The organism is Humibacter sp. RRB41, from assembly GCF_022761015.1.
Classification (GTDB): Bacteria; Actinomycetota; Actinomycetes; order Actinomycetales; family Microbacteriaceae; genus Humibacter.
Map to the genome: position 1 here is coordinate 517,025 of NZ_JAKWJQ010000002.1, position 17,112 is coordinate 534,136.

At 67.3% G+C, this 17,112-nt stretch carries 17 protein-coding genes; 1 reads left to right on the top strand and 16 read right to left on the bottom strand.

What is annotated here, in order from left to right:
• Positions 1-10: 10 nt before the first annotated feature.
• Positions 11-1,285, bottom strand: a complete 1,275-nt coding sequence (locus MJ603_RS08420) for a deoxyguanosinetriphosphate triphosphohydrolase (protein ID WP_243063310.1) — start codon at positions 1,283-1,285, stop codon at positions 11-13.
• Between the two features lie 22 nt (positions 1,286-1,307).
• Positions 1,308-2,495 carry a tRNA dihydrouridine synthase DusB gene (gene dusB / locus MJ603_RS08425; RefSeq protein WP_243063239.1) on the bottom strand — a complete coding sequence of 396 codons (1,188 nt, stop codon included), beginning with the start codon at positions 2,493-2,495 and terminating at the stop codon, positions 1,308-1,310.
• 45 nt (positions 2,496-2,540) lie between these two features.
• Here dusB and MJ603_RS08430 point away from each other — a divergent pair, with 45 nt between their 5' ends.
• Complete coding sequence (locus MJ603_RS08430; protein ID WP_243063240.1) at positions 2,541-3,011, top strand: aminoacyl-tRNA deacylase; 471 nt, start codon at positions 2,541-2,543, stop codon at positions 3,009-3,011.
• Positions 3,012-3,202: 191 nt separating this feature from the next.
• Here the strand turns inward: MJ603_RS08430 and MJ603_RS08435 are convergent, their stop codons facing one another.
• The 14 genes from MJ603_RS08435 to ybeY form a co-directional block, all read right to left on the bottom strand.
• Complete coding sequence (locus MJ603_RS08435; RefSeq protein WP_243063241.1) at positions 3,203-3,898, bottom strand: DsbA family protein; 696 nt, start codon at positions 3,896-3,898, stop codon at positions 3,203-3,205.
• Positions 3,895-4,746: an isoprenyl transferase gene (locus MJ603_RS08440; RefSeq protein ID WP_243063242.1), complete on the bottom strand. Its 852-nt coding sequence runs from the start codon at positions 4,744-4,746 to the stop codon at positions 3,895-3,897. The genes MJ603_RS08435 and MJ603_RS08440 overlap by 4 nt, the downstream gene beginning before the upstream one ends.
• On the bottom strand, positions 4,743-5,480 hold the full coding sequence (gene recO / locus MJ603_RS08445; protein WP_243063243.1) for a DNA repair protein RecO: 738 nt from the start codon (positions 5,478-5,480) through the stop codon (positions 4,743-4,745). The genes MJ603_RS08440 and recO overlap by 4 nt, the downstream gene beginning before the upstream one ends.
• Positions 5,481-5,545: 65 nt before the next feature.
• Complete coding sequence (locus MJ603_RS08450; protein WP_243063244.1) at positions 5,546-6,268, bottom strand: aminoglycoside 3'-phosphotransferase; 723 nt, start codon at positions 6,266-6,268, stop codon at positions 5,546-5,548.
• 97 nt (positions 6,269-6,365) lie between these two features.
• Entirely contained in the window at positions 6,366-8,135 is a 1,770-nt protein-coding gene (gene leuA, locus MJ603_RS08455; protein WP_243063245.1) for a 2-isopropylmalate synthase, read from the bottom strand.
• Positions 8,136-8,303: 168 nt separating this feature from the next.
• Positions 8,304-9,176 (bottom strand): fumarylacetoacetate hydrolase family protein, encoded by an 873-nt coding sequence (locus MJ603_RS08460; RefSeq protein WP_243063246.1) that lies wholly within the window; start codon positions 9,174-9,176, stop codon positions 8,304-8,306.
• Between the two features lie 83 nt (positions 9,177-9,259).
• Positions 9,260-10,024: an alpha/beta fold hydrolase gene (locus tag MJ603_RS08465; RefSeq protein ID WP_243063247.1), complete on the bottom strand. Its 765-nt coding sequence runs from the start codon at positions 10,022-10,024 to the stop codon at positions 9,260-9,262.
• A 94-nt stretch (positions 10,025-10,118) separates the two neighbouring features.
• Positions 10,119-11,525 (bottom strand): ABC transporter permease, encoded by a 1,407-nt coding sequence (locus tag MJ603_RS08470; RefSeq protein WP_243063248.1) that lies wholly within the window; start codon positions 11,523-11,525, stop codon positions 10,119-10,121.
• Positions 11,522-12,283 (bottom strand): ABC transporter ATP-binding protein, encoded by a 762-nt coding sequence (locus tag MJ603_RS08475; protein WP_243063249.1) that lies wholly within the window; start codon positions 12,281-12,283, stop codon positions 11,522-11,524. Before MJ603_RS08475 ends, MJ603_RS08470 begins: the two co-directional genes overlap by 4 nt.
• 91 nt (positions 12,284-12,374) lie before the next feature.
• Entirely contained in the window at positions 12,375-13,031 is a 657-nt protein-coding gene (locus tag MJ603_RS08480; protein ID WP_308220576.1) for a response regulator transcription factor, read from the bottom strand.
• Positions 13,028-14,227: a sensor histidine kinase gene (locus MJ603_RS18745; protein ID WP_243063250.1), complete on the bottom strand. Its 1,200-nt coding sequence runs from the start codon at positions 14,225-14,227 to the stop codon at positions 13,028-13,030. The genes MJ603_RS08480 and MJ603_RS18745 overlap by 4 nt, the downstream gene beginning before the upstream one ends.
• Positions 14,228-14,341: 114 nt before the next feature.
• Positions 14,342-15,271: a GTPase Era gene (gene era, locus MJ603_RS08490; RefSeq protein WP_243063251.1), complete on the bottom strand. Its 930-nt coding sequence runs from the start codon at positions 15,269-15,271 to the stop codon at positions 14,342-14,344.
• Positions 15,268-16,635, bottom strand: a complete 1,368-nt coding sequence (locus tag MJ603_RS08495; RefSeq protein WP_243063252.1) for a hemolysin family protein — start codon at positions 16,633-16,635, stop codon at positions 15,268-15,270. The genes era and MJ603_RS08495 overlap by 4 nt, the downstream gene beginning before the upstream one ends.
• 10 nt (positions 16,636-16,645) lie before the next feature.
• On the bottom strand, positions 16,646-17,107 hold the full coding sequence (gene ybeY / locus MJ603_RS08500) for an rRNA maturation RNase YbeY (RefSeq protein WP_243063253.1): 462 nt from the start codon (positions 17,105-17,107) through the stop codon (positions 16,646-16,648).
• Positions 17,108-17,112 lie beyond the last annotated feature (5 nt).

Sequence of the window (17,112 nt, forward strand, 5' to 3'; positions counted from 1 at the left end):
CGCAAAAGGTCTAGCGGCACAGCCTCTCGAACCAGGCGATGGCCGACTGGTCGGTGAGGCTGGCCACCTGATCGACGACCGCCCGCTTGCGCTCCGCGTCGTCGGATGCCTGGCGCCAGTCCTCCGCGAAGCCCGGATCGAGCTCGTCCTCGCCCGACGCCAGCAGTACGTCTGCGAGCTCGGAGAGCATTGTGCGCTGCCTGGCGTAGATCGGCTGCCTGGTGTTGCGCGACATCACGAACGTCGCGACGATGCCCTTGAGCACCGCGATCTCGGCCTGGATCTCGCGGGGGACGACGACATCGGCGCCGAACCTGATCAGGCTGCCGTGCGGGTGTGCGTCGCGGGTGGCGCGGGCGGACGCTACGGCGAACCGACCGATCAGCTGACTGGTCAGGTTCTTGAGTCGCGCCTGGGCACGACGCGAGCCGTCCCAGGTGTCGAGCCAGGCATCCAGGTTGTCGAGGCGATCGAAGGCCGCGATCAGCTCGTCGTGGCGTACCTCGCCGCCGATCCACTCGTACATCGAGCCGACGAGGTTGTCGTGGTCGACACGGCTGCTCAACGCCGCGACGTCGATGTAGCCGTTCACGACGGCATCCTCGAAGTCGTGCACCGAGTAGGCGATGTCGTCGGAAAGATCCATCACCTGCGCCTCGATGCAGCGTGCGCGCTCGGGGGCACCGTCGCGGAGCCAGTGGAAAGCTGGCTCGTCGTCGGAGTAGAAGCCGAATTTGGCGCGGCCGCTCGGGTCTGCGACCGACGATGATGCGGGCCACGGATACTTGCAGCTCGCGTCGAGGCTCGCCCTTGTCAGGTTGAGCCCATACGGATGCCCGTCAGCCCCGAACACCTTCGGCTCGAGTCGGGTCAGCAGCCTCAGTGTCTGTGCGTTGCCTTCGAAGCCGCCGATGTCTGTCGCCCATTCGGACAACGCTCGCTCACCGTTGTGGCCGAACGGCGGGTGCCCGATGTCGTGCGCCAGGCACGCGGTGTCGACCACGTCGGGATCGAGTCCGAGGCTGGACGCCAGTTCGCGCCCGACCTGAGCTACTTCGAGCGAGTGCGTGAGCCGGTTGCGGGCGAAGTCGAGCCCGGCGGCCGGAGACAGCACCTGCGTCTTCGCGGCGAGACGGCGCAGCGCGCTGGAGTGCACGAGACGAGCTCGGTCTCTCGCGAAGTCGCTACGCCTGGTCGAGTGCTGCTCGGGAAGCCAGCGTTCTCTGTCGAATTCGGTGTAGCCGGCCTGTTCGGCCGATCGGTTGTGGTGCTCCTGGCCTGGCACGGCATCGTGGGTGCCGTCGATGTCAGCCGCCACTCGTGTTCACCTCGGCCTCCGCGAGCTGGGCGTGCTGGTCGGCGGCGATGGTGCGCGATTCGAGCCAGCGGTCCGGGAGCGACGGCACCTTGGGGGTTCCGGCGCGACCGCGCGGTCCCTCGGCGTCATCTCCGGGATACGGCAGCGCGGAGTCGAGGGTTCCGAGCAACTCGTCAAGCTGCTGCAGCGTCTCGACGGTGGCCAGCTTGGCTCGGAGTTCACCGCCGACCGGGTACCCCTTGAAGTACCAGGCGACGTGCTTACGGATGTCGCGGCACCCGCGTTCCTCGCTCTCGAAGAACTCGACGAGCAGTTCTGCGTGCCTGCGGAATGCTGAGACCACTTCTCCGAGGTTCGGGTGCGCGATCGCGGCGTCGGCCTCGTCCTGGCTGATCACGCCGGCGCGAGCCCTGAAGGCGGCGGCGAGGTCGCCGAACAGCCACGGCCGCCCGAGGCAGCCGCGCCCCACGACGACGCCGTCGCATCCGGTCTGCTCGACCATGCGCACGGCGTCCTGAGCCGTCCAGATGTCGCCGTTGCCGAGCACGGGCACGCTCGTCACCGTCTCTTTGAGAGTGGCGATCGCCGACCAATCGGCCTGGCCGGAGTAGAACTCGGATGCCGTGCGCGCGTGCAGCGCGATCGACGCGACTCCGGCATCCTCGGCGATGCGTCCCGCCTCGAGGTACGTGAGATGGTCGGAGTCGATCCCCTTGCGCATCTTGATCGTCAGCGGAAGCGAGCCGGCGGCCTCGACGGCGCTGGCGACGATGTCGCGGAACAGGTCGAGCTTCCACGGCAGCGCCGCTCCCCCGCCCTTGCGGGTCACCTTGGGCACCGGACAGCCGAAGTTGAGGTCGATGTGGTCGGCACGATCCTCCGCGACGAGCATCGTCACGGCTTCGCCCACCGTCTTCGGGTCGACGCCGTAGAGCTGGATCGAACGAGGCGTCTCGCTCTCGTGATGACGGATCAGCCTCATCGATTCCGGCGTGCGTTCGACAAGTGCGCGCGAGGTGATCATTTCGCTCACATAGAGGCCGGCGCCGAACTCACGGCAGAGCCTTCGGAAGGCCGTGTTCGTGATGCCCGCCATCGGCGCCAGCACGACGGGCACGTCGAGTCGCAGCGACCCGATGGCCAGCTGCGACGGGCTTAGTGTTGCGGTGGGAGACATCACCCACGATTCTCTCAGATGGCGCCTGAAAGGAACGAAGAGCGCATGCCGCAGGGACGTGACCGGGTGTTGGAGGATGCAGAAGCGCGCGGGCTTCAGGTGCGCATCGTCGAGCGGCCGGCGGCGGGTTCGCTGCACGAGGCCGCCGCCTTGCTCGGTCTGCAGCCGCACGACATCGTCAAGACCCTCGTCGTGAAGCGTCATGACGGCGACTATCTCTTCGCGCTGGTTCCTGGCGGACGCAAGATCTCCTGGGCGAAGCTGCGTGCATTGGTCGGCGTGAACAAGCTGTCGCTGCCGGATGCCTCGCTCGCGCTCGACGCGACGGGTTACGAACGTGGCACCATCACCCCGCTCGGTTCGACGACGGCCTGGCCTGTGTTCGCCGACTCGAGTGTCGCCGGACGCACGATCGCGATGGGCGCAGGCGAGCACGGCTACAGCGCGTTCGTCGATGCCGACGCGTTAATCGGCGCCTACGGTGCCACCGTCGCCGACATCACCGACCCCGAGTAGCCCGGCGTCAAGCCCCCGGCTCACGTCGCACTTTCTGTTCTATTGGCCGTCCGATTCACCAGAAAGTGCGACCTGAAGTGAGACGGGCTAGTCGGTGTGGGTCGCCACCGATGTGTCGTCGGTCGTCGGAAGAACACAGGCGTCACCCTCGCACACGATCGCGTTAGGGTCGCCGAGCGGCTTCAACGCGGTCATGCTCCGACCTCCGCCGACTCCGTGGATGCTTCGGAGGAACGCTCGTTCCAGACCTGCTCGAGCACCTGGGCGAACGTCGCCGCCTCTTGAGCGCCCGAGACGCCGTACTTGCCGTCGATGACGAAGAACGGAACGCCGCCGATGCCGAACTCCTGCGCGAGCGCTTCGTCTGCGCGTACCGCGTCGAGGTACTCGTCGCTCGACAGCGATCGCACGACGTCGTCGCGGTCAAGACCGACCTCCGCGGCATAGTCGGCGAGGTCGTCGACATGTCCGACGTGTCCGCCCTCGACGAAGTGCGCCTTCAGCAGGCGTTCCTTCATCTCGAGCTGCTTGCCGTGGGCCTTCGCATAGTGGATCAGGCGGTGCCCTAGAACGGTGTTGGTGTGCTTGACCGAAGGGAAGTCATAGTGAAGACCCGCTTGCTCGGCGATCGCGGTCACGCGATCGAGCATCTGCGTCGCCTGCTCAGGATCGATGCCCTTGTGTTGCGCCAGGTACTCGGTCTCGCTGCCCTCGAACTCCACCGGCGTCTCCGGATTCAGCTCGAAGCTGTGGTACTCCACCTCGACCGCACGGTCGTCGCCTGCGCCCTGGAAGAGGCCGCTGCCCGCCTCGAACTTGCGCTTGCCGATGTAGCACCAGGGGCATGCTATGTCGGACCAGACGTCGATCTTGATGGGTTCACTCACGACTGGGGTAACCCCGACTGATCCGGGAGTATTCCGTCGACAGCCTCCACGGGCTCGCCCGGCGCGTCCACCGCTCCGCCGAACCGGCGGTCGCGGGACAGGTAGATGTCGATCGCCCTCCACAGTTCTTGACGCGAGAAATCGGGCCACAGCGTGTCGAGAAAGACCATCTCGGCATACGCCGATTGCCACAGCAGAAAGTTGGAGGTTCGCTGCTCTCCGGAGCTGCGCACGAAGAGGTCGACGTCGGGCATGTCTGGCACGTAGAGATGGCGTCGGATCGTCTTCTCGCTGATCGCCGACGGCTTGACGCGACCCGCCCTCACCTCCGACGCGATCTCGCGCATCGCATCGACGAGTTCGACCCGTCCGCCGTAGTTGACGCACATCGTGAGGGTCAGCACGTCATTGTGACGGGTGAGCTGCTCAGCGAACTGGAGCTCCTTGATCACCGAGCCCCACAACCTCGGCTTGCGCCCCGCCCAGCGCACCCGGACGCCCCACTCGTTGAGCTGGTCGCGGCGCCTGTGCAGCACGTCGCGGTTGTAGCCCATCAGGAATCGCACCTCACCGGGTGAGCGCGCCCAGTTCTCGGTCGAGAACGCGTAGACGGAGAGATGTTTGACTCCGGCCTGAATCGCGCCGGCGATCACGTCGAGGAGTACCTCCTCGCCCGCCTTGTGACCCTCGATGCGGCTGAGGCCTCGCCGATTCGCCCAGCGGCCGTTCCCATCCATCACGATCGCGATGTGCTCCGGCACCGCCGGAAACGCGGGCGGATACACGCCGGTCCAGTCCAGTGGGCGGTAGGCGACGGCGTCCCTGTGCGTGAAGGGCTTCGGCGTCATGCACTCTCTCCGGTTCGGGCGACGTACGGCAGCGACCGAAGGCCGCGCTCCAGGTGCCATTGCGTGTATGCGGCGACGACACCGCTCGCCTTGGAGCGCGTCGAGGCATCCGTCGCATCGGCGACCGTCCAGTCGCCGCGAAGCAGCGCGGAAAGAAGGTCGATCACCTCGCGCCCCACCCTGGGGGCTCCTGGCGGTGCGCAGTCTGAGCAGACCACGCCGCCGAGCTGCACGACGATCGCCGTGTGCTCGCCTGCCGTGCCGCAGCGCGAGCACGTGTCGAAGCTCGGCGCCCAACCGGCAAGCGACAGCGCACGCAGCAGGTAGGAGTCGAGAGTGAGGGATGCCTCGTGCTCCCCGCGCGACAACGACCGCAGCGCCCCGATCAGCAGAAGGTACTGCTGCGACGATCCCTCCGCCTCCGTGAGCCGGTCAGCGGTTTCGACCATCGCATTCGCCGATGTGTAGCTGGCGTAGTCCGCGGCGATGTCCGCGCCGTAGGAGCCCAGAGACTCGGCCTGCGTCACGATGTCGAGGCTGCGGCCTTCGTACAGTTGCACGTCGGCCACCATGAACGGCTCGAGCCGCGCGCCGAACTTCGACGCGGTGCGCCGTACGCCCTTGGCGACGGCTCGCACCTTGCCGTGGCCCCTCGTGAGCAGGGTTACGATGCGGTCGGCTTCGCCCAGCTTGTGAGTGCGCAGCACGACGGCTTCGTCACGGTAGGTGGGCATCTTTCCATTATCGTCGCGAGGGCCCGCGCATCGGATGTGCCCGACGGCACAATCACGATCTGCCGTCAGGTCGCGTCCCAGAGCGCGCGGTAGAACACGATGCGCTCCTCGTCGGGTTCGACCCCGTATGCCTCGTAGTACAGGTCGGTGTATCCGGCGCCGTAGTTCCATTCAGTGCTCCACGCGCCGATGGCGATATCGCCCCATCGGTCGGCGACGCCGAGTCGGCCGAGGTCGACATACCCGGTGACCGATCCATCGTCGCCGAGCAGGGTGTTCGGCGCACATGCGTCACCGTGGCAAACGACGAGACGGCCCGGTTCGGGGGCGGGCGGCAGCACCTCCAGCAGTTCGAGGCGCTCCGGGATGCCGTCGGCCCGGCTGCGCGTGATGCGCGCGTCGATCGACCACGAGAACGGGCATCCGTCGAGAGGCAACGTGTCGTGCAGAGTCCTCAGGCCCTCGCCGAGTGCTCGTACGGCGCGCTCCGGATCGGCACGCCAGCGCTCGGTCACGGCGTTCTCGCCGCCCAGCGCTCTGGTCACCAGCACATCGCCACGGTCGTCGGAGACGAAGTCGACGACCGTGGGAACCGTCAGGTATCCACCTGCCCAGGCCAATCGCTCGACCTCGGCTCCCAGGTCGAGCTCACTGCCCGCCGGCGCCCACTTGGCGAATACGGACTCGCCGCCGAGATCACCACGAACGGTGACGCCGCCGGCCTCGTTCACCCAGACGACATCGTCGATGCCGTCCGCGCCGAGCAGGTCGCGCAACGCGGGCGGCACAGCGAGGCCGGTGCGGGGTCTGCCGGGAAGCGGCCTGATTCCCGCCGCTTCCTCGGCCCCCGCGCCGGCCTGAGTGCTTGATTCCGTGGTCAGACGATCACCCTTGGACGGATGCCAGCTGACGCTGGTCGACGCCGCCGATGCGCACTGCGCGGTTGACGGCCGAGACGATCGCCTTCAGGGATGCCGCAACGGTGTCCGCGTCGATGCCGACGCCCCACAGCCGCTGGTCTCCCACCTGCAGTTCGACGTACGACGCGGCCTGGGCGTCGCCGCCCTCGGCCAGCGTGTGCTCGACGTAGTCGTACAACGACACCTCGACGCCGTGATCCGCCAGCAACGTGAGGAACGCGTTGATCGGCCCGTTTCCGCTGGCCTCCGCCCAGGTGATGTCGTCGGAGTCGCGGAGCTGCACGCGGAGCTCGACCGTGCCGTCGGCATCCTTCGTCGTCGCCGTCGAGCGCACCTCGAACCGGCCCCACTTCTCGGCCTCGTCCACGTTGGGCAGGTACTCGTCGGAGAAGATCGACCAGATCTGATCGCTCGTGACCTCGCCGCCCTCGGCATCCGTCTTGGCCTGCACGACACCGGAGAACTCGATCTGCAGCTTGCGCGGCAGGTCGATGGAGTGATCCGTCTTCAGCAGGTAGGCGACTCCGCCCTTGCCGGACTGCGAGTTCACGCGGATGACGGCTTCGTACGACCGACCGAGATCCTTCGGATCAACCGGCAGATAGGGAACCGCCCAGACGAGCTCGTCGACCTCCACGCCCTGCTCGTCGGCATCCGCGGCCATCGCCTCGAAGCCCTTCTTGATCGCGTCCTGGTGAGACCCGCTGAACGCGGTGAACACCAGGTCGCCCGCCCATGGGCTGCGCTCGTGCACGGGCAGCTGGTTGCAGTACTCCGCGGTGCGCTTCACCCCGTCGACGTCGCTGAAGTCGATCTGGGGGTCGATGCCCTGCGTGAACAGATTGATGCCCAGCGCGACCAGGTCGACGTTGCCGGTGCGCTCTCCGTTGCCGAACAGGCATCCTTCGATGCGGTCGGCGCCGGCCATGTAGCCCAGCTCGGCCGACGCGATCGCCGTGCCGCGGTCATTGTGGGGGTGCAGCGACAGGATGACGTTCTCGCGGTGGTTCAGGTGACGCGACATCCACTCGATCGAGTCGGCGTACACGTTGGGCGTGGCCATCTCGACGGTCGAAGGCAGATTGATGATCACCTTGCGCGCCTCGGTCGGCTCGAAGACCTCGAGCACCTGGTTGCAGATGTCGGCCGCGAACTCCAGTTCCGTGCCGGTGTAGCTCTCTGGCGAGTACTCGTAGTACACGGTGGTGCCCGGAACGGATGCCTCCATCCGCTTGCACGTGCGCGCACCCTTCAGCGCGATGTCGACGATGCCCTGCTTGTCGGTGCGGAACACGACTGCCCGCTGAAGCACGCTCGTGGAGTTGTACAGGTGCACGATGGCCTGCTTGGCGCCCTTGATGGCCTCGTACGTGCGCTCGATCAGGTGGTCACGCGCCTGCGTCAGCACCTGGATCGTGACGTCGTCGGGAATGGCTCCGGTCTCGATGAGGCTGCGAACGAAGTCGAAGTCGGTCTGGCTCGCGCTCGGAAAGCCGACCTCGATCTCCTTGTAGCCCATGCGCACCAGCAGGTCGAACATGATGCGCTTGCGCTCGGGGCTCATCGGGTCGATGAGCGCCTGATTTCCGTCGCGCAGGTCGACGGCGCACCAACGCGGAGCCTTGGTGATGCGGGCATCCGGCCACGTGCGGTCCGGCAGGTCGACGCTGATCTGCTCGTGATAGGGCCGATATTTGTGAATCGGCATCGCGGAGGGCTGCTGAGTGTTCTTCATGGTCTTCTCGTCTTCTTGTGAAAGTTGGTCAGCCAACGACAAACTCCGCGACGAGGGAGGCCTGGGATCTAGGACTCGTCGCGGCAGCTAAGAAGGAGCAACCCGAAGCGCACGGTGTCAGATTAGCACGGGGTCCGGTGGTCGGGTGGTGCGTCCGAGAGGCGGATGCTACTCGGCCACGGGCGCGACGAAGCGCTGGCGGATGCTCCCCAGCGACTCGATCTCACTGGTCACCGTCTCCCCCGCCTTCAGATACACCCGCGGGGTGCGCCCGAGTCCCACGCCGTCGGGCGTACCCGTGAAGATGACGTCGCCCGGAAGCAATTCGACCAGAGACGACAGCTTCGCGACGAGCACGGGGATCGAGAAGATCATGTCGCGCGTGCGGCCGGCTTGGAGCACCTCGGTCGTCCCGTCGACGTGGGTGATGGTGCAGCCGATGGCGAGGTCGGCGCGGTCGGCTGAGGAGTCGACCTCGTCGATCGTGACGACGGCGGGACCGATCGGGGCGAACCCTTTCAGCGATTTGCCGATCGAGAACTGCGCGGGGTTTCCCCAGAACTGCACCGTGCGGTCGCTGATGTCCTGACCGATCGTGAGGCCGGCGACGTGCGACCAGGCATCCTCCTCGGCGATGTCGCGGCCTCCCTCGCCGATCACGACGACGAGTTCGACCTCCCAGTCCACGGTGTCGCCGGTCAGTTCGACGTCGACATCGGCGCCCGTGAAGCTGGAGACGAACTTGGTGAACACCATCGGGTTCTCCGGCACGTCGAGCCCCGACTCGCCCGCATGGCTCGCGTAGTTCAGGCCGATCGCGAACACCTGCGCGGGGCGCGGGACCGCGGGTCCGAGGTCGTGCGTGTCGAACTCGGCGCCGGTGGAGGCATCCTGCTCCCCCGCCCAACCGAGGAACTCGTTCCAGTCGTCGTACACCGCCTGCGGGTTCGACGAGAACCGGCCGGCGCTGGCCTTCTCGACGTCGAGCGCTCTTCCGCCGTCGACGATCACGAGGCGTCCTGAGAGATTGGCGATGCGCACGTGCTGCCTTCTTCCGATTCTGTGCTGGGGCATTCGGGGAAACATCCGACCATTGGACTCTAGCGAGATTGCGAGTCGAACGCTCAGCGCACGAGGAAGTCTCGTATCGCTGCCCCGAACTCGGGTTCTGTGACGGCACTCATGTGGTTTCCCGGCACCTCGACGTACCGGGCCAGCGGCATGATGTCTGCGAGGTCGGCACCAGACCCGTGATCGTCGTCGGCTTCTCCCATCACGACGAGCGACGGAGTCAGGATGTCCGCGAGCTCGCTCTCGGTCGCGCCGACCGAGGTGTCGAGCACCATGCGCAGAGCGACCGGGTCACCGCCGGTCGTGTGCAGGAACGCCTCGGAGCGCCACTCGGCACTTCCACGCTCGTGCTGCCCGAGCCCGTCGAACACGCGGTGGAAGAACTCGTTGCGCTTGTCGACGGCCGTCACCCCTTTCAGGCCCATGCCTGCGATCACCGCACGGCCCGGCTCTGCGCCGCGCACGAGCATCCGCAGGGTGGTGCGGGCACCCAGCGAGTAGCCGCCGAGATCGTAGTCGATGAGGCCGAGGTGATCGATCAGAGCGAAGGCGTCGTCGGTGAGCACGTCGCGCGGATAGCGCGCCGGATCGTGCGAGCTCTCGCTGTCGCCGTGCGCCCTCAGGTCGGGCATGATCACCCGGAATCCCGCTTCTGAGAGCAGTTCGGCGTGGCCGTACCTGATCCAGTTCACGTACGCCGTGGAGAATAAGCCATGGATGAGGACGACGGGCCTGCCATCGCCGAGCTCCCGATACGCCAGCACGGTGCCGTCCCCGGCGGTGAAGTGGTTCACGGGGAGATCGGATCTGCGCGGCATTCCTTCAGCCTACGGATGCCGCCGCCGGCTCACACCGTCGCCCACGTCGAGATCGTTCGCGTCGAGGCCGCCCGCGTCGAGGTCGCGCGGCGAATCATTCCACCGCGAGGGCGACGACGGGCGAGACGGCACTCGCTCGTCTCGATGCGATGACGGACGAGACCGCGGTGAGCGCGGCGCCTCCCCCGATCACGACGACGACGATGGGCCAGGGCACCACCGGTGCCACGATGCCGTGCACGACGCCCCCGAGAAGCGACTGAGCGGCGACCCAGCCGTACAACATTCCGAGAAGCAAGCCGAACACGACGGCTCCTGCGGTAAGCTGAGCACCTTCGGCGAGGATCATCGTGCGCAGTTGTCCGCGGCTGAAGCCCAGCGCACGCAGCAGCCCGAGTTCCCGCATGCGCTGCAGCATGCCGACCGTGAGCGTGTTGACGAGTCCGACGGCCGCAATCAGGGCCGAGAATCCGACCAGCACGGAGAACACTCCGATCGTCAGCGCGACGGTGGAGCCGAGCGCCTGACGCTCGCCTGCCGACTCGGCCAAGCGGGCTGTGACGACGTCGCTGTAAGTGGTGAGCGCCACCGCGAACATCGTGACGAGAGTCACGCCGATGATCAGGGACATGGTCGCCCTGGTGCTGCGCTCCGCATATCGCGACGCGTTGGCGACCGCGATGCGGGCAGACGGCGAATGTCCGAATGCGCGCCCGACAAGGCTGAGCACGGTGGGCATGATGAAGCGCGCACCCGCGATGATGCCGGAGAACGAGAAGATGCCGCCGAAGAAAGCGACCAGGAGCCCGACCGGGCTCAGCATCCCCGCCAGCACGCCGAGCGCCAGGAACGCGGCGCCGAGCACCAGCAGGACGATCGTCACGGTGGCACTCCGCGTGCGACGGCCGGTCGACGATGCGGGAGCAGCCGCCGCCGCGGTCGCCTCGAGTGGGGAGACGAGCGTGACGCTGCGGCATCCGATCCACGCGGCGAACCAGGTCGTCACGATGACCACGACGACGGGGCCGGCAACGGCGGGAGTCAACAGGTCATACATGGCGGGCGGCAGCCAGCCCTGGGCGAGACCGATTCCGGTGACAATCGCTGCGACGGCCACGCCGAGGACGAGTCCGGCCACCGCGCCGACCGCACCGACGACGAGGCCCTCGCCGGCAAGCGCCCTGCGTACGCGCGCCGACTCCGCCCCGAGCAGACGAAGCAGTGCGATCGGGCGCCGTCTGCCGGCGACGATCGTCGCGAAGGTGTTGGCGGTCACGACGGCGGCGACGTACACGGCGATCAGCAGGAAGACGGATGAGACGGTACCGAGCGCGATGGCCACCGTTCCCGATGATGAGGCTGCGGACGCACCGACGGCGCCGGAGATCAGCACGACCGCCTCGACCAGTGCCACCCCGAAGAGCGAGCTGACACCGGCGACCAGCAGAGTGGCCACGTGGTCGCGGGTGCTGCCGCCCGTTCGCAGCGCGCGGCCGCTCATCGTGCCGTCTCCGCCTCGAGCATGAGTTCGGAGATCTCCGCCGGTGTTCCCGCGCCGCCGTCATGCACGATACGGCCGTCGGCCAGCATGATGATGCGGTCGGCGTAGCTCGCCGCCACCGGATCGTGGGTGACCATGGCGATGCTCTGTCCGTGGTCGCGCGACGCCTCGGCGAGCAACCCGAGCACTTCACGGCCTGTGCGCGAGTCGAGATTCCCCGTCGGCTCGTCCGCGAAGATGACGTCGGGACGGGTGCCGAGGGCGCGGGCGATCGCGACGCGCTGCTGCTGACCCCCCGAGAGCTCGTGCGGCCGGTGTCCCACACGGCCCCGCAGGCCGAGCGTCTCGATGAGCCGCTCGACCCACTCGCTCTCGGCCGCGTTCGGCCGGCGACCGTCGAGATCGAACGGCAACAGGATGTTCGAGCGCACGTCGAGCACCGGCACGAGGTTGAACGACTGGAAGACGAATCCCGCCGCCCTCCTGCGCACTCGTGTGAGCTCGCGGTCACTCAGCGCCGTCAGTTCCTGGTCTCCCAGCCACGCACGTCCGTCGCTGGGCACGTCCAGTCCGGCCATGATGTGCATCAGGGTGGACTTGCCGGAACCGCTCGCGCCGATGATCGCGGTGAATTGCCCCCTGCGCATCCCGACCGAGACGGCGTCGAGTGCTGTGACGGCGCCAGTTCCGGTGCCGTAGGTTTTCGTGAGGTCGACGACCCTGGCGGCGAGGCCGAGGTCCGAAGGACTGATCTGCATGTCTTCGACGCTACGAACTGTCGAGGCTGCTGTCGTCCGGCTGAGGAGTCATCCTCATGCGACCGGAGGATGACCCGCTCTCGTCCGTCGGTCAGGGCACGAGACCGTTCTCGTACGCGAACGCGACCAGCTGCACCCTGTCGCGCAGGCCGAGCTTCGCGAGCACACGGGAGATGTGCGTCTTCACCGTGGCCTCGCTGAGGTATTCGCGCTCTGCGATCTCGGAGTTGCTGAGCGCCTTGGCAGCGAGGTCGAAGATCTCCCGCTCTCTCGCGGTGAGGGTGCCGAGCGACACCGGCGCGGTGCGACCGGGCGACGGCGCGAACTGCTCGAGCAGGCGACGGGTGGCGGAGGCCGCGATCACCGCGTTGCCTGCATGCACCGTGCGGATGGCGGCGAGAAGGAACTCAGGATCGGCATCCTTCAGCACGAATCCGCTCGCGCCCGCCCGGATCGCCCGTGCAGCGCTCTCGTCCGTGTCGAACGTGGTCAACACGAGTACCCGAGGCGTCGCACCGATATCGAGCGCGACGATCGCGGCCGTGGCGGCGACGCCGTCCATCTCGGGCATCCGCACGTCCATCAGCAGCACGTCGGGTCGCATCCGGCTTGCCAACTCGACGGCCTCGCGACCGTTGGATGCCTCGCCGGCGAACTCGAGATCCGGCTGCGACTCGATGAGCATGCGCACGCCGGCTCGGAACAACGCCTGGTCGTCGACGAGTGCCACGCGAATTCGAGCGCTCACGACGCCACCTCCGGTCGTGTCACGGCCGGGAGGACCGCGACCACCTCGTACGACGGCTCGGTCGTCTCGATCGTGCCGACCGTGATCGTCCCGCCGGCCAGGGCCGCTCGCTCGCGCATGCCAGGCAGGCCGTGTCCTGCCGGCTCGCCCTGATTCACGACCGTCTGCGGCGACTCACGCCGGATCGCGTTTCGCACCCTGATGCGCAGCGCATCGGGCGTCCAGGTCAGTTCCACAGCGACCGGTCGGGAGGGTTCGCCGTGTCGAAGCGCGTTGGTGAGCGCCTCCTGCAGAATGCGGAAGGCGGCCAAGGCACTGCCCTGCAGCAGGGGGACGGGCATGCCGCTGTGCGACTCCACGATCAGCAGCCCGGCCTGGCGCATGCCGGCGACCAGCGCAGGAACGTCGTCGAGCGACGGTTGGGGGCCGTCCGGCTCCTCCCTGCGCAACTGCGTCAGCAACACGCGCACCTCTGCGAGAGCGGAACGTGCGGTCGCGGAGATCGTGCCGAGGGCATCCGCCTGCACGTCGGGATGCTCCGCCCCGGCATACCGCGCACCGTCGGCCTGCGCGATCACGACGGCGAGCGAGTGCGCGACGACGTCGTGCATGTCCCTCGCGATCGTGGTGCGCTCCTGTTCGACGGCGGATTCGTACGCTGCACGTTGCGCCTCGACCGCCGCCTGGATGCGCGCCTCGCGCGACTGCCGGACGGTGCGCGTGAGCAGCCCGAGCGTCCAGCTCAGACCGAAGAGCGTGACCATCCCGATGCTCAGCGCCACCAGATTGACGATCACGTGGGACACCCCGTACGCCACGCTGAAGTAGGAATCCCTGTTCGCGAACGTGAGGTAGAACGCAGCGAGAACACCGCCGACGACGGCCGAAGCCAGACCCAGCCACCGCACGGTCCTGCTGCCGTACGCCGCCGTCGCGAACGCCACGCCGAGCACGGCGACGTCGGCGGCAGTGGCCGCCTGCAGCGTGACCATCTGGCCGAGGGCGGCGACCCAGACGCCGATCAGCGCGAGAGGCGGCGAGAGCCGGCGAATCGCCAGTGCGACACAGAACAGCACCGCGACGATCGGTCCGATCAGTGGCGCGTTCGCCGCAGCCGACCAGATCACCAGCAACAGAAGCACGCCGGCGACGACGATATCGACGACCAGCTGGGTTCTGGTGATGGAACGGATCACCTGTCAACGGTACGCGGTACCGGTGCCCGAAGGCGCCCTCGGGGAGCCGGAATCATCCTCGAGACGGATGCGCATGCATCCGCAGGGCGACACGTCGCGCCCGCGATCACGCGGCTAGAAGCCGAGCCGTCCGAGTTGCTTCGGATCACGCTGCCATTCTTTCGCCACCTTGACGCGGATGGAGAGGAAGACCTTCTGACCCACCAGCGGCTCGATCTGCGCACGCGCCGTCTCGCCGATCGTGCGCAGCCTCGAGCCGCCCTTGCCGATCACTATCGCCTTCTGGCTGTCGCGCTCGACGAACAGGTTGGCGTAGATCTCGGTCAGCGGTTTGTCCTCCCGTTCCACGATGTCGTCGATCGTGACCGCGAGCGAGTGCGGCAGCTCGTCGCGCACGTCTTCGAGCACGGCCTCGCGGATGTACTCGGCGATGCGGTCCTCCAACTGCTCGTCGGTGACCGTGTCGTCCGGGTAGAGCTGTGGAGACGGCGGCAGCAGCACGATGAGTTCGTCGACGAGCACGTCGAGCTGGCTGCCGCGCACGGCCGACAGCGGGATGATCGCATCCCACTCGCGCAGAGACGAGACCGTCAGGAGCTGATCGGCGACAGCGGCCTTGCCCGTGGCATCCGTCTTCGTGACGATCGCCACCTTCTTCGCGCGCGGATAGTCTTCGAGACGCTCGTTGATGTACCTGTCGCCCGGACCGATCTTCTCGTCGGCCGGCACGCAGAACCCGATGATGTCGACGTCGCCGAGCGTCGACTGCACGAGGGAGTTGAGTCGCTCGCCGAGCAGCGTGCGGGGACGGTGCATCCCCGGGGTGTCGACGACGATGAGCTGACCGTCCGGCCGGTTGACAATGCCGCGGATCGCGCGCCTCGTGGTCTGCGGCTTCGAGCTGGTGATCGCCACCTTCTCCCCCACCAGAGCGTTCATCAGAGTCGACTTGCCGACGTTCGGGCGTCCGATGAACGAGACGAATCCGGCGCGGAACGAGTTCTCGGGGGTGTCCGGCCTGTCGCCGGCGTCGGAGTCGCTCATGGTGTTCGTCCTCTCGTCTCGCGCGGTGCGGACACCGACGCGTCTTCTCGCTGTCGGTCGGATCCCTGCCCATCGGAGTGCTGTCCGTCGGCTTCGTCGATGCCGAACAGTGCGGCATCCCGTTCGACGAGCACCGTGCTGATGCGGCGTCCGCGACCCTCCGACCTGTCGGCCGTCAGTCTCAGACCACTCACGGTGACGACCGAGCCTTCGATGGGAAGCCTGCCGAGCACCTTGGCCAGCAGCCCGCCGACCGAGTCGACGTCGTCGTCGTCGAGCTCGATGCCGAAAAGATCGCCCAGCTCGTCCACCGGGAGCCGTGCGCTGACTCGATAGCGGCCATCGCCGAGCGGCTCGACGAGGGGAACGTCGTGGTCGTACTCGTCCGAGATGTCGCCGACGAGTTCCTCGATCAGGTCTTCGAGCGTGACCAGGCCGGCGATACCGCCGTATTCGTCAACGACCATCGCGAGGTGGTTCGACTCCAGCTGCATCTGACCCAGGAGGGCGTCGACCTTCTTCGATTCGGGCACGAACGATGCCGGCCGCACCAGGCTGCCGATCGTCTCGACATCGACGTCCAGCGGACGTTCGTAGGCCTGCCGCGCCACATCGCGCAGATACAGGATGCCCGCCACCTCGTCGACGTCGTCCCCGACGACCGGTACGCGCGAGACCCCGGTGGAGAGGAAGAGGCTCATCGCGGTGGAGACCGTCGAGTCGTCGTCGATCGTGATCATGTCGGTGCGCGGGATCATCACCTCGCGCACGAGTGTCTCGTTGAACTCGAAGATCGAGTGGATCAGCTCCCTGTCGTCCTCTTCGAGCACGTCGAGCTCTGCCGCCTCGTCGACGATGCTGAGCAGCTGCTCCTCGTTCGCGACGGCTGCCGAGCGGGCTCTGGACGGGGTGACCCGGTTGCCGAGCACCACCAACCCTCGCGCGATCGGGCCGATCAGCACGCGGATACCATGCACGAGCCACGCGGTCCCCTCGAGCAGGCCCTTCGCGTGTGCCCGTCCGACGCTGCGCGGGCTGGTGCCCACCAGCACGAACGACACGCCCGTCATGATCGCCGCGGAGAGGATGAGCGCCAGCCACCACTGATCGAAGATGCTGGCGAACGCGAGCGTGACGAGAACGGCCGCCGTGGTCTCCGCGATGATGCGGGCGAAGCTGATGGCGTTCAGATGCGCTCCAGGGTCCGCGGCGATGGCCTCGAGCGACCTGCGGAACCGGGAGGTCTGGCCGAGCTCGGCGATGTCACCCCTCGACTGCACCGAGATCGCCGCGTCCACCGCCGCCATCAGCCCGCCGAACGCCACCAGAAGCAGTCCGACGACGAGGAACAGTGCGATCAGCACCGTGCGCCGCCTATCGTCGGCGCTCAGCGACGGCGAAGCCGACGAGGATGTCGCGCTGGATCGAGAACATCTCGCGCTCCTCGGCGGGCTCGGCGTGATCGAACCCGAGCAAGTGCAGAATGCCGTGCGCCGTCAGCAGCTTCAACTCGTCCATCAGGCCGTGTCCAGCTGTCTCGGCCTGGGCGGCCGCCACTTGGGGACACAGCACGACGTCGCCGAGCAGCCCGGCTGCTGCCGGCTCGTCCTCGGTACCGGGGCGCAACTCATCCATCGGAAAGCTCAGCACATCGGTCGGCCCGGGCTCGTCCATCCACTGCACGTGCAGTTGTTCCATCGCAGCCTCGTCGACGAGCAAGATCGCCAACTCCGCCTCAGTAGAGACGTGCATGGTGTCGAGCGCGTAGATCGCGAGGCGCTGCAGAGCTGCCTCGTCGACCTCGATCGCCGATTCGTTGTTGACTTCGATGCTCACGGTGT

Coding starts and splice junctions, on each gene's coding strand:
- dusB (WP_243063239.1), bottom strand. CDS start 2,495: ATGTCTCCCACCGCAACACTAAGCCCGTCGCAGCTGGCCATCGGGTCG.
- MJ603_RS08430 (WP_243063240.1), top strand. CDS start 2,541: ATGCCGCAGGGACGTGACCGGGTGTTGGAGGATGCAGAAGCGCGCGGG.
- MJ603_RS08440 (WP_243063242.1), bottom strand. CDS start 4,746: ATGACGCCGAAGCCCTTCACGCACAGGGACGCCGTCGCCTACCGCCCA.
- recO (WP_243063243.1), bottom strand. CDS start 5,480: ATGCCCACCTACCGTGACGAAGCCGTCGTGCTGCGCACTCACAAGCTG.
- leuA (WP_243063245.1), bottom strand. CDS start 8,135: ATGAAGAACACTCAGCAGCCCTCCGCGATGCCGATTCACAAATATCGG.
- MJ603_RS08465 (WP_243063247.1), bottom strand. CDS start 10,024: ATGCCGCGCAGATCCGATCTCCCCGTGAACCACTTCACCGCCGGGGAC.
- MJ603_RS08470 (WP_243063248.1), bottom strand. CDS start 11,525: ATGAGCGGCCGCGCGCTGCGAACGGGCGGCAGCACCCGCGACCACGTG.
- MJ603_RS08475 (WP_243063249.1), bottom strand. CDS start 12,283: ATGCAGATCAGTCCTTCGGACCTCGGCCTCGCCGCCAGGGTCGTCGAC.
- era (WP_243063251.1), bottom strand. CDS start 15,271: ATGAGCGACTCCGACGCCGGCGACAGGCCGGACACCCCCGAGAACTCG.